Genomic DNA, 12,731 nt, shown 5'->3' with positions numbered 1-12,731 from the left:
AGTCCGGTAAAGATAGCTGTCACATTTCTTCGTTACGTCGCCACTCCGGTACTCATGTAGTTCCATCTACACTCCGTATCCTCCTGGCTTCTGCGCCTCGAACTGCTTGGCTCTCTTTATCCTCCTTTTTGAACAAGCACTTCTAGTACAATTCTATTCTTCTTATGTAATTCCTTCTGGTTACCCCTTTATTATATCCACTTTCCCTTCCCTCATGTTGTACTTTGCTTCAAAAAGAGACAGCGCGTGCGATAAGCAAATTGCATCATATTCTATTATGTCCGCCTCTGTTTGCGGTATAACAAAATGACCAACTTTCCGATACTTCTGCGGAGCAACTTCCTCTAACACCCCTATTCCACATAAAAATGTTAAATACTCCGTCACTGCTTCTTTCCAAATATTTTTTGGAAAATAAGGGAGCGCACGCAACTGAATACTTTTGTGTTGACTCATATAAGAAAAAACAGCATGCAATGAAAAATATTCTCCAGCTTCATGTCTCTCAATGAAATTCATTAAGAGATACGCTTGCCATACAAAAGGATGTGTTCGAAATGCAAATGCAGATGGAAGAGGAACACCTATCTCGGAAGGAAAACAAGAAGGCGTAAGGTGATAGTGATATAAAATACGCAAAAGGGCTTTATGACTATAATTCCATATCGGAAGAATGTTCGTTCTAAAATAATTCTTTTTATTCTGCCATTCCTGCTGCAATCTTTCTTTAGAAAGGACAGTAGAGTGAAAAAGAGAAGTGAAAGTAAGGTTGCGAAGTGGTAAGTGGATGATGTGTGTGAAGTGAACGTTTGAAGAAAAAGGTGTAAGAAGCGTACATTTCAGAAACGCCTTATCATTTGGACAGAAAAAGAGAAGAGATGGCTGAGGATAAGATTGTATACAAAGCGAATGAAACGAGGACAGCGATATCCAGGAAGCAGAATGACGCTTCAACTGATTTCCACCTAGAATCCATACGATTTGTATCCCTGCTTTCCAGTACGAATAGGTTCGTTTTAGCAACTGGTCGGCTGACAAAGACGCACATTGATATTCAATCGCAAACTTTCTTCCTTCCATTTCAATAAACAAATCAGGCCTTTGCCGAATGGCCTTGAGATAATATTCAATTTCCACATGAAAACCCTGTGACTGTATCCATTTATATAACTGTTCCTTGCCATGCATATGATAGGCGGATTCATGTTCATATTCAATGAGACAATTATTTGTTTTTTTATGAGCAAAGTGCCACCTTTTTTGTTTTCCTAACTTGAGCTGTACTTCTAGATGACAAATTGGACAAAAAAAGCGGTCATTCTTTCGTAATGTGAGCAGCTGCTTTTCATCCCAATTATGAAGAAGATGAATCTTCTCACCATTTTCTCTCTTTGCGACAAACATAGCACCACTTCCTTTCTTTACTGCTCTCTATTCTACAAATTGTTACAAATTCCTCTCCACACAAAAAAGAAGATGTCCTTATAGAACATCCTCTTCTCTCCCCAACGATGGAAGCTTCACTTTCCCCCAGTAAGACTTCCACCTTAAAAGTTTCACTTTATAATAAAGGTGATAATAAGCGATATGTTGATTCGACAATTCGCATAAGAAGGCGGCGCTTACGAAAGCGATCCACATGAATTTCGCTTGCTACTTGCAGGTCATCTTCAAAATCCTGTACCAGCTTTCGAATACTATTTGTATCATACAAGAAAGCATTCACTTCAAAATTCAAATGAAAGCTTCTCATGTCCATATTTGCTGTTCCGATTGACGCTAAATCAGAATCAACAATCACAACTTTACTGTGTAAAAAACCTTTTTCGTATTCATATATTTTTACACCCGCATCTAATAATTCTGGGAAATAAGACCTTGATGCATAAAATACAGTATGTTTATCCGGTTTACTTGGCATTAATAAACGTACATCAATACCAGCAAGAGCTGCTACTTTTAACGCAGTTAAAATATCATCATCTGGAATAAAATATGGCGTAGCAATCCAAATGGACTTTCGAGCAGAAGAAATCATTGCAAAATACAGATGTTTAATCGTCTCCCACTTATTATCCGGTCCACCCGCAACAAGCTGCACACCGCCCCAATGATCTCCTTCTACTGCTTTCGCCTGTAAATATTCTAGTGCTAATACTGCTTCACCTGTCATATAAAACCAGTCTTGCAAGAAAATTAATTGTAAACTTTGTACAGCTTCACCTTGTAAATACAAATGAGTATCTCGCCAAAAGCCAAAATACTTATTTTTCCCTAAATATTCATCACCAATATTTAATCCACCTACAAATCCTTCATTTCCATCAATCACAACGATTTTTCGATGATTTCGATAATTGATTTTATCATTTAAAATAGGAAAGCGTACTGGGAAAAATGGGACCATCTCTACACCAGCATCATTTAATTCGTCAATATAGGCGTTTGACAGTTTAAAACTCCCCACTGCATCATATAAAAAACGAACAACGACACCTTCCTGTGCTTTTTGAATTAAAATCTCTTTAATTTTTGTTCCAAGCTTATCATCTCGAACTATATAATATTCCATATGAATATGATGCTTCGCTTTTTGTAATCCTTCTAAAATTGCTTGAAACGTTTCATCTCCATTCGTTAATATTTTTGTTTCTGTCTGAAATGAAATATTCAATGCCCCAAGTCGATCCGCTAAGCGAAATAGTAATTCTTGGTGTTTATGATTCCGTAAAATGCGATCTTGATAATCTTCATGCCCTTTATACTGTAAAAAAGCTTGTTCATCCAAAAGAGCCTTCTTTTGAAACATTCGTTTTCGTCGAAAGTTTTGTCCAAACAATAAATACGCAAAAAATCCAAATACAGGAAAAATACCTAATACAATTAACCATGTCAACGTTTTTGATGGATGACGATTCTCTAAAAAAATGACACATCCGATTAAAAATGCAGAAACGGTAAATACAATACTTATAATTCCTAAGAACGAAACATCTTTTATCCCCATAACATCTGAATAAAATGCTACATCAATAAACATGCGTAACGAAACAAATGCTACGAATACTCCCAGAAAAAAGAACAGTAGCTTTAACGCACTTTTCATCTCTGCCCCCCTTGCTTACAAACCCTTTCTATTTTCAGCATACCCATCATATAAAAAGCCGATTTCATAATATAGAAATCGGCCTATTTCTTAGAAGGAAAATGACTGCGAATTGTCTCAAGTGCATGTTCAGCAATAATCAGTTTGCCATACTCACTTACACGGTGAACCGTTAAAGTAGATTCTTCTCCATATTCTAAAATAATACTCAAAATACGGTCGATTTCTTCTTCATCGTGTAGCACTTCATCAAATTCAACGTATACATAATAGCGGTCTTCAAACGAATATAATTCATCTTTTATGTCTTCAAATATAAGACGATGGCTTAACGAGATCACATCTTCAAAATCATTAAATTTAATCAAAAAGCCGAATGTTCCATCTTCGTTAAAGTTCGTTCCCGCCTCTTCCTCTAACTCTTGTTGGAATAACGATTCAATACGTTCATCTAGAGGAATATCAATAATTTTGTCCAGACCTATTGGTAATTCTAATTTTTGTCCATCTTTCGAAAGCTGTGCTTTCGTTACAAGTACTTCAATTCCTTTATCAAGTGCCTGCACTTGAATCCATAGCGGTCCATCGATAAAGAAATCATCCTGATCGCGCGCTTCATCCATCATTTCCCAAAATAATTGCTCGCTTCTTTCACGACTGTTCCAAATCTCTTCTCGATTAAATCCACGATCTTCTATATCAACGTACGTAATAAAAAATTTCATCGTATGATCATTAATTCTTTCAATATCCAAAATACAACTCTCCCTTCCTGTTTGGAATTGTTATGAAGGGATTCCCCACTCATATGACAAATCAATAGATTCTTGTACTTTCATTTTATGATAAGATACTCCAGAATGGAAATAAAATCGTCTGATTTTACAAAAACAGTCATTCACCTATCCGATTATGTATCCTCATTACTAAAAATCCCCATCCTTCCTCCATCAATAAAGTGAAACTTTAATCAGTGGGGGTTTTCTTCATCCCCCACTGATTATTAGCCCTCACCAATCGGGCTTTTACGGGCAGTTTATCCCCCCACCTAACTTCTTTGCTTTCTGCAGAAATTTGAGGTGGGGGTATTACTGCCCACGAATAGCGGGATAAAAAATTGGACATACAATCGCGCATCCCACCGTAAACTGTTAATAAAGCCGGTCAAGCTTTCAAGGGCAGCTTTTCATTCCATACATATATCCATACATGTATTGCTTATTAAAACAGAGTAAATGGAGGCAAAATGATGGAGATAGATTTTTTGACATCTATACTCATGATCATTGGTATCGATGTTGTATTAGGTGGTGATAATGCAATTGTAATCGCGCTTGCAAGCCGAAACTTACCCGAACATAAACGTAACAAAGCCATCTTTATCGGAACTATTTTAGCAATCGTACTACGAATTCTTCTCACAATACTCACTGTCTATTTACTTGATATACCTTTTCTACAACTCATTGGCGGCATTTTTCTCACGCTTATTGCTGTAAATTTACTCACCGACAATAGTAATGACCTTTCTTCTATACAAGCAAAAACAACATTATTTCAAGCGATTCGAACAATTGTATTTGCCGATCTCGTGATGGGCTTCGATAATGTACTTGCAATTGCGGGAGCTGCACATGGAAACATCATACTCGTTATCATAGGCTTATTGATTTCCATTCCAATTATTATTTGGGGAAGCAAGCTTATTTTACGATTTATGGAGCGTTTTCCTTTTCTCATCTATTGCGGGGGTGCGGTCCTTGCTTACACAGCTGGAACAATGATTACTCACGAACCAAGACTTACAAATTTTTTCAATCATAATCCTACCTTTACAACAAGTATACCCTTTCTATTTATTTTCACAGTACTATTCATTGGGTATGTTGTTCAACATGTGAGATTACGTAATATTAATAGTTAAGCACCGGGTTCCTTCTATATATGTGATACGAATGAAATTATGTTAAAAACCTTCCACTATAAAGTAGAAGGTTTTTACATAATAAACTTTATTATTAATTTACAAGACGCTGCGCTTCACGTAACTGGAATGTTCTTACCGTACGTGGTAAAAAGCGACGAATCTCATCTTCGTTATAACCAACTTGAAGACGTTTTTCATCAATCATAATCGGGCGGCGTAGGATACCCGGATAGTCACGAATCATCTTATATAAATCTGGAAGAGGTAAAGATTCTAAGTTAACATTTAACTCTTGGAAAACTTTCGAACGAGTTGAAATAATCTCATCCGTTCCACTTTCCGTCATGCGTAAAATTTCTTTAATTTCCTCAATCGTTAATGGATCTGAGAAAATGTTACGTTCTGTATAAGGAATATTATTTTCCTCCAGCCATAATTTCGCCTTTCTACAAGACGTACAACTTGGAGAACTATATAGTGTTACCATACATGACTCACTCTCCTTAAAGAGTACAAATTCTGTAATAATTACAGTTTAGATTTCTACTTTTCAGCAATTCTCCACTATAACTTGTCTTACAAAAAAAATAAAAATTGCTTCGAATTTTTAAAAAAACAACTCATAAGCAAGCACCTTTTCTTAAAAAGCAATTACTTTAAATAAGTAACTTCTATAATCATTATACAATAGATTCTGCAAGAAATATACAGTAAATTTTGTTCATAATATAAAAAAAACGAGTGTAAAAGATGAGCAAAATGTAAGACTTGTCTACACATGGATTATACTAAAAAGAACATTTGTTCTTTTAAATTTTACCAAACCCCCTCCGAACTGTCTAGATAATTTTTAAGACACTCTTTATTTTTCTGTCAATTCTTTCTTTTCTGACGTTTTTCACATACAATAAAAATATAGACATGCAAAGGGGATGTTACATATGATTGCTTTTTTTGCTGATTTTGCAATTGTCGCTGCTCTCGTAATTGGAATTACAGCATTAATTGGCGTCATTACCAATAGCATTGGTGAGAAGCTATTTGGTGGAAAGGAAAAAATGAAGTTTGTTGATAAGAGTGCCGAAATTCAATCCGGTTGGAATCAAGTTGGAGGAAAAGGAATTTATAAGAAACGTACGTATTAAAAAGAAGCAGGAATTTACCTGCTTCTTTTTAGCTTATTTTTCGACACATAATCCGCGACTATGGATAACAAAAGGTGACCTGCACTCGTTTTCTCTCTTTGTTTTCACTGTGTCTGGAGCAGGAAAAGGATCTGACCGCTTCTATGCATGGCCGGATGCTCTCTCCCACCCAAAAAGAAAGGCTTTATGTCGGTTTTTTAATTTGTATTTATATACATAATACTATCTCTCTTTCTACTCTATATTTCTATTAGGCACAAGAAAAATTGGATGCATGCGTTAATAAAGTATGTTAAGATACACTTTGTTAAAAAAGGATATCGGTAAAGAGGGGGATGAGATGACAGCTGTTGGGTCTAAAAACGGGCAAGGAGAAAAGTTAAATTTATTTTTCTTAACTTGGCCTATTTTTTTAGAAGTTTTTCTTTTTATGTTAATGGGAATCGCTGATACCTTTATGCTAAGTGCACTGTCAGACGACGCAGTTTCAGGCGTTGGCGCAGCGAATCAGTATCTTCACATTGCAATATTAGTGTTGGAAGTAATTGGGAATGGCGCGGCGATTGTTATATCGCAATATCTTGGTTCAAGGAGATATCTCGAGGCGGCAAAAATATCAGCATTAGCAGTAACTTTAAACTTAGGAGTCGGGCTCATCATAAGCGCTAATTTTCTTTTGTTTTCACGAAGCATGATGGCAGCGATGAACTTACAAGGAGATGTATTAGTTTACGCTCAAAATTATTTGTCCATTGTTGGAGGGGCAATCTTTCTTCAAGCAATAATCAATTCACTAGCAGCGATTATTCGCGTACACGGATTTACAAAACAAGCGATGTTCATTTCATTAGGAATGAATATTTTTCACATTATCGGAAACTACTTATTAATTTTTGGGAAGTTCGGTTTTCCAGAAATGGGTGTACAAGGTGCAGCGATTTCATCAGCATTCAGTCGCTTTGTCGCACTAATCGTCTTTTTCTGGTTACTGTATCAAGTCATGGAATATCGCGTGAAACTTCAATACTACATCACTTTATCAAAAGAATATATCGGAAAGATTCTAAAAATCGGTATCCCCTCTGCGTTTGAACAAGTCATGTATCAAGCATGTCAAATTGTCTTTTTATATTACACAACATACTTAGGAACGGAATCATTAGCTGCAAGACAATACGCAATGAATATTTCGATGTTTACTTACTTATTCGCAATTGCAATTGGAATGGGAACCGCAATTATCGTTGGTCGGTTAGTTGGTGGAAATAAGAAAGATGAAGCATATGTACGTGTGTGGAAAAGTGCGAAATGGGCAATCGGCGTTACGTTATGTATGGTTATTCTCGTTATGACGTTCCGTAAACAATTAATTGGAGTTTTTACAGATAACCCTCAAATCATTCAAATAGGGTCAACAGTACTTTTGCTAAGCATCCTTTTAGAAACAGGTCGCACGATGAATATTGTGTTAATTAATTCACTGCGTGCCGCTGGTGATGCAAAATACCCTGTCTTAATCGGGGCCTTCTCTATGGTAATAATGAGTTTGTCACTCGGTTACTTTTTTGTTTTTTATTTAGACATGGGGCTCCCTGGTATTTGGTTAGCCATCGCGATTGACGAATGTACACGTGCAGTTATTATGTTCTTCCGCTGGAAAAGCAGAGCGTGGGAAAATTACACACTCGTTAGCCCTGAACCTTCAGAAAAACCCGAACTGATTCAAGCTTAATATGAAGTGAATATGCTGAAATGTAACCACAATTATGGACCTTTAAAAAACCGACATAAACCCCTTCTTTTTAGGGGGAAGAGAGCATCCGACCATGCATAGAAGCGGTCAGATCCTTTTCCTGCCCCATGCCAAGTGAAAACAAAGAGAGAAAACGAGTGCAGGTCACCTTTTGTTATCCATAGCCGCGGCTTATATGTCGAAAAATCAAAATGGATTTATATATATCCATACATCCAATCTATCAATAATAAAAAAGCGACCATGTGGCCGCTTTTTATTATTGATAGATTTCTTTATATTTTTTGTATTCTGCTTCTGAACAAAGAACAAAGTGTCCTGGGCGAATTTCTCGCATAACAGGTTCTTCATTTCCATATTGATGCTGAGACGGATCATAAACAATACGTTTACGATTACGCTCATAATCTGGATCTGGAAGCGGAATTGCTGATAATAACGATTTCGTATATGGGTGAATTGGATGCGCGTATAGTTCATCACTTTTCGTCAATTCTACAATTTGACCACGATACATAACACCGATACGATCACTAATGTATTTTACCATCGACAAATCATGGGCGATGAATAAATACGTTAAACCTTTTTCTTTTTGCAACTTTTTCAGTAAGTTTACAACTTGCGCCTGAATCGATACATCAAGTGCTGAAATCGGTTCATCTGCAATAATAAACTCTGGTTCTACCGCAAGAGCACGCGCAATTCCGATACGTTGACGTTGTCCACCGGAAAATTCATGTGGAAAACGATTTGCATGTTCTTTATTTAATCCAACTGTTTCTAGTAATTCATGAACACGGTCCATACGCTCTTTTTTATTTTTTGCTAAACCGTGAATATCAAGACCTTCTGCAATGATATCTCCAACTGTCATACGAGGATTTAATGATGCATATGGATCTTGGAAAATCATTTGCATTTTACGATTAAATTTCTTTAATTCTGTTCTTGATTTCTTACCATGTACATTTTCACCATCGAATAACACTTCTCCAGCAGTTGCATCGTATAATCGTATAATCGTTCTCCCAGTCGTTGACTTACCACAACCAGATTCTCCTACAAGTCCAAATGTCTCTCCACGGTAAATATCAAATGTTATATCATTGACCGCTTTCACAACACCACCACTCACATCAAAATGCTGCTTTACATTTTTGACTTCAATTAATTTTTCACGTTTATTAGTCATGTTGTTCACCTGCTTTCATTTGAAGAATTCTTCTTTGAACAACTTCAGGTGGTTGTACTTCTGGCGCTTGTTCGTGAAGTAACCATGTTGCTGCATAATGTGTATCACTTACTTTAAATAATGGCGGCTCCATTTCAAAGTCGATTTTTAAAGCCTGCGGGTTACGCGGTGCAAATGCATCTCCCTTTGGTGGCTTTAATAGATCAGGAGGCGTTCCCGGAATTGCATATAATTCTTCCTCTGTACCCTCTAAACTTGGCATAGATGCAATTAATCCCCATGTATAAGGATGTTTCGGGTTATAGAAAATTTCATCAACCGTACCAATTTCAACAACTTTACCGGCATACATAACCGCAACACGGTCGGCAACGTTTGCCACTACACCTAAGTCATGCGTGATAAAAATAATTGCTGCTTCCGTTTTTTGCTGAATATCCTTCATAAGCTCTAAAATTTGCGCTTGAATTGTTACATCAAGTGCTGTTGTTGGCTCATCAGCAATCAATAACTTTGGATTACAAGCTAACGCCATCGCAATAACAACACGTTGTCTCATACCACCAGAGAATTGATGTGGATATTGTTTTAAACGAGCTTGTGGATTTGGAATTCCAACAAGATCAAGAAGCTCTAAAGCTACTTTACGAGCATCCGTCTTGTTCATTCCTTGGTGCTTAATCAATCCTTCCATAATTTGATTCCCAATCGTCATCGTTGGGTTTAATGATGTCATCGGATCTTGGAAAATCATTGCGATTTCTTTCCCACGTACTTGTTGCATTTCTTTTTCTGATAACTTTGTTAAATCACGACCATCAAATACAATTTCTCCATTTTTAATATGTCCTGGAGGATTTGGAATTAAGCCCATTATCGCTTTAGAAGTAACCGATTTCCCGGAACCAGATTCCCCTACAATCGCTAATGTCTCTCCTTTTTTCAAATCGAAAGTAACCCCACGCACCGCTTGTACTTCACCGGCATGTGTATCAAAGGAGACTTGTAAGTCTTTTACGTCTAACAATGTTTTCATTTTCGTCTCTCCTTCCTCGTTTACTTACGCATTTTCGGATCTAACGCATCACGTAATCCATCTGCCATTAAGTTAAATGCTAAAATTAACATACTGATGACAACAGCTGGGATGAGCATCATATGTGGGTATGTTTGAATTGACTTATATCCATCATTTACAAGAGAACCAAGCGATGCAGTTGGTGGCTGAATACCAAGTCCAATGAAGCTTAAGAATGCTTCACCAAACACCGCTGTAGGAATTGTAAACATTGTCATAACAATAATTGGTCCCATTACGTTTGGAATTAAATGCTTCACAATTAATTGCGTGCTAGTTGCACCTAATGTGCGAGATGCTAATACATATTCTTGATTTTTCAGTTTTAATATTTGTCCACGCACGATACGCGACATCCCAATCCAACCTGTAATTGCCATCGCGAATGTAATCGATAAAATACCTGGGTCCAAAATAATTACCATTAAAATTACGATGATTAAATATGGAATACCGTTAATAATTTCCATAATACGTTGCATAATGTTATCGACGCGACCACCGTAGAACGCTGAGATACCTCCGTATGCAACCCCGATTACTAAGTCAATCGCTGCTGCTAAAAGTGCGATATATAAGGATACACGTGTCCCTTCCCATGTTCTTGTCCAAAGATCACGTCCAAGATCATCAGTACCAAACCAGAAATACTCTTTAATCTCACGTTTTTCATATTGATCAACACCGTATTGGTCTGTACCATCAAATGGTAGCCAATGTACGTTTTCTATTACCGGAATTTTCGGAGGCATTTTTGAACGGCCTAAATCTTGCTCTTTATATGAATGTTTACTTATCATCGGTCCAAATATAGCAAGGAGCGTAATGATAATGAGTATTACAAGACCGAACATTGCTCCTTTATGTTGAAATAAACGTCTTCTTACATCTTGCCAAAACGTTAAGCTCGGACGGGCAATGACTTCATTATCAACATTATTTTGATTTGCTGGTTGAAATAAATCTGGAGATAATTTTTGTACATCTTTCATCATTTTTTCCCTCCCGCTAAACGAATACGAGGATCAATTACACCGTATAAAATATCAACAATGAAAATTACTAAAATAAAGATTGCACTATAGAAAATTGTTGTTCCCATAATAACCGTATAGTCATTTAGTGGAATCGACTTAACGAATTGCTCCCCAAGTCCTGGTACAGCAAAGATTTGTTCTACAACAAGTGTTCCTGTTAATAACGCTGCAACCATCGGTCCTAAAATTGTAACAACAGGAATCAATGCGTTACGAAGCGCATGTTTCATAATAATTACGCCTTGGCTAATTCCTTTTGCTTTCGCTGTTAAAATGTAATCTGCCTGCATAACCTCAATTAACTCTGCACGAGCGAAACGAGCAATCGTTGCGATAACAGCCATAGATAAGGCGATAGTAGGCAAGACTGTAAACTCAAATCCCTTCCAGAATGCAACTGGGAACCACCCAAGTTTTACACCTATGAAATATTGCAGCAAGGCTGCAAATACGAAGGATGGTACCGACATTCCGAGTACGGAAATAATGGTTGCTCCGTAATCCACCCATGTATTATTCCGAAGTGCTGCGATAATACCAAGTATTAAACCAACAAATGTTCCTAACATGATTGCTTGGAAACCAAGCTGTGCCGATGGACCAATGCGATCGACAATCATATCTGTTACCGGACGGTTATCATATTGGAATGACACCCCTAAATCACCTTTTAACAAGTTCCCCATATAACGAGCATATTGCACTGGTACTGGATCATTTAATCCGTATTTTTCTAAGATGATTTCTCTTTGTGCCGGAGACAGTTTCTCTTGGTTCTTAAGTGGAGAACCCGGTAATAATTTCATCAGAAAGAATGTTAGTGTAGTAATTAAAAATAATGTCAAAACCATGTACACGAAACGTTTTAATGCATAACGTCCCATAGTCAAGCACCTCCCCATTTTTCTCAAAAGCAATAAGATAGTTTTAAATATTCTTACTATTCTTTTAAAAATAGAGCATATGCCCATCATAGGCATATACCTTTGTAAACGATGGAATTAACTTTTTATTTTTCACTTCAACTCATTTAAAGCTTAATTCACCGCCATAACTACTAAGTTTAATACTTGTTTCCCCGAATCGCTTGAGCCCTTTGCAATTGCTTTGGATTCCTCTTTTTGATATCTCCTAGCATACTTACCGCTAATGTGGATGCAACGAATAATGGTATCTTTTTCTTCATGTAGTATTGCCTCCCCTAATTGCAATCTCTATATTCTCTCTTGCAAAAAAATGGAATTGAAAGAATAATCTCCAAGTTTCTACAATTTTCATTATACATATAATTTAACAATTGTGAATATAGTTTTTTATTTTTTTATTAAAATTTTTAATAATCTGTTTATTTTTTGTAAAGGAGAACTTAACATTGCTCCCATCATATTGCAACAAAATGCGTTATTATGCATAATTTTCAAATAATTAATTCTAGTATTTATTATAACTTTTATAGTATAATAATTCCAGTAATATTTTGACGGAGGGGA

Annotated in this window: 12 protein-coding genes; 3 read left to right on the top strand and 9 right to left on the bottom strand. The window is 36.5% G+C overall.

Annotation, left to right across the window (positions count from 1 at the left end; genetic code table 11):
* Positions 1-180 precede the first annotated feature (180 nt).
* The 3 genes from QUF99_RS09235 to mecA all read right to left on the bottom strand — a co-directional run bounded on the left by QUF99_RS09235 (position 181) and on the right by mecA (position 3,861).
* Positions 181-1,404, bottom strand: coding sequence for a competence protein CoiA (locus QUF99_RS09235; RefSeq protein ID WP_289369648.1), 1,224 nt, complete (start codon positions 1,402-1,404; stop codon positions 181-183).
* Positions 1,405-1,561: 157 nt separating this feature from the next.
* Positions 1,562-3,106 carry a cardiolipin synthase gene (gene cls, locus QUF99_RS09230; RefSeq protein WP_289369646.1) on the bottom strand — a complete coding sequence of 515 codons (1,545 nt, stop codon included), beginning with the start codon at positions 3,104-3,106 and terminating at the stop codon, positions 1,562-1,564.
* An 83-nt stretch (positions 3,107-3,189) separates the two neighbouring features.
* Positions 3,190-3,861, bottom strand: a complete 672-nt coding sequence (gene mecA, locus QUF99_RS09225) for an adaptor protein MecA (RefSeq protein ID WP_289369644.1) — start codon at positions 3,859-3,861, stop codon at positions 3,190-3,192.
* 494 nt (positions 3,862-4,355) lie between these two features.
* On the opposite strand from mecA, the gene QUF99_RS09220 reads away from it, so the two are divergent.
* Positions 4,356-5,030, top strand: a complete 675-nt coding sequence (locus QUF99_RS09220) for a TerC family protein (RefSeq protein WP_289369643.1) — start codon at positions 4,356-4,358, stop codon at positions 5,028-5,030.
* Between the two features lie 94 nt (positions 5,031-5,124).
* Here QUF99_RS09220 and spx read toward each other — a convergent pair whose 3' ends face one another.
* Positions 5,125-5,520 (bottom strand): transcriptional regulator Spx, encoded by a 396-nt coding sequence (gene spx / locus QUF99_RS09215; RefSeq protein ID WP_289369641.1) that lies wholly within the window; start codon positions 5,518-5,520, stop codon positions 5,125-5,127.
* Between the two features lie 454 nt (positions 5,521-5,974).
* Between spx and QUF99_RS09210 the strand changes: the two genes are divergently transcribed.
* Together QUF99_RS09210 and QUF99_RS09205 are read left to right on the top strand one after the other, a co-directional pair.
* Positions 5,975-6,178 carry a hypothetical protein gene (locus QUF99_RS09210; protein ID WP_289369640.1) on the top strand — a complete coding sequence of 68 codons (204 nt, stop codon included), beginning with the start codon at positions 5,975-5,977 and terminating at the stop codon, positions 6,176-6,178.
* Positions 6,179-6,467: 289 nt separating this feature from the next.
* Complete coding sequence (locus tag QUF99_RS09205) at positions 6,468-7,910, top strand: MATE family efflux transporter (protein WP_289369639.1); 1,443 nt, start codon at positions 6,468-6,470, stop codon at positions 7,908-7,910.
* Between the two features lie 280 nt (positions 7,911-8,190).
* Here QUF99_RS09205 and QUF99_RS09200 read toward each other — a convergent pair whose 3' ends face one another.
* The 5 genes from QUF99_RS09200 to QUF99_RS09180 form a co-directional block, all read right to left on the bottom strand.
* Positions 8,191-9,126, bottom strand: a complete 936-nt coding sequence (locus QUF99_RS09200; protein WP_289369638.1) for an ABC transporter ATP-binding protein — start codon at positions 9,124-9,126, stop codon at positions 8,191-8,193.
* Entirely contained in the window at positions 9,119-10,162 is a 1,044-nt protein-coding gene (locus tag QUF99_RS09195; RefSeq protein WP_289369637.1) for an ABC transporter ATP-binding protein, read from the bottom strand. Before QUF99_RS09195 ends, QUF99_RS09200 begins: the two co-directional genes overlap by 8 nt.
* Before the next feature lie 20 nt (positions 10,163-10,182).
* Positions 10,183-11,199, bottom strand: a complete 1,017-nt coding sequence (gene opp3C / locus QUF99_RS09190; RefSeq protein WP_289369636.1) for an oligopeptide ABC transporter permease — start codon at positions 11,197-11,199, stop codon at positions 10,183-10,185.
* Positions 11,196-12,125, bottom strand: a complete 930-nt coding sequence (gene opp3b, locus QUF99_RS09185; RefSeq protein ID WP_289369635.1) for an oligopeptide ABC transporter permease — start codon at positions 12,123-12,125, stop codon at positions 11,196-11,198. The genes opp3C and opp3b overlap by 4 nt, the downstream gene beginning before the upstream one ends.
* A 179-nt stretch (positions 12,126-12,304) precedes the next feature.
* A complete protein-coding gene (locus tag QUF99_RS09180; RefSeq protein WP_289369634.1) occupies positions 12,305-12,427 on the bottom strand; it encodes a hypothetical protein in 123 nt (40 codons plus the stop codon).
* Between the last annotated feature and the right edge of the window lie 304 nt (positions 12,428-12,731).

The sequence above is a fragment of the Bacillus sp. DX4.1 genome (assembly GCF_030348195.1).
In the GTDB taxonomy this organism is placed as follows: Bacteria; Bacillota; Bacilli; order Bacillales; family Bacillaceae_G; genus Bacillus_A.
This window is presented reverse-complemented; position numbering and strand designations above follow the sequence as displayed.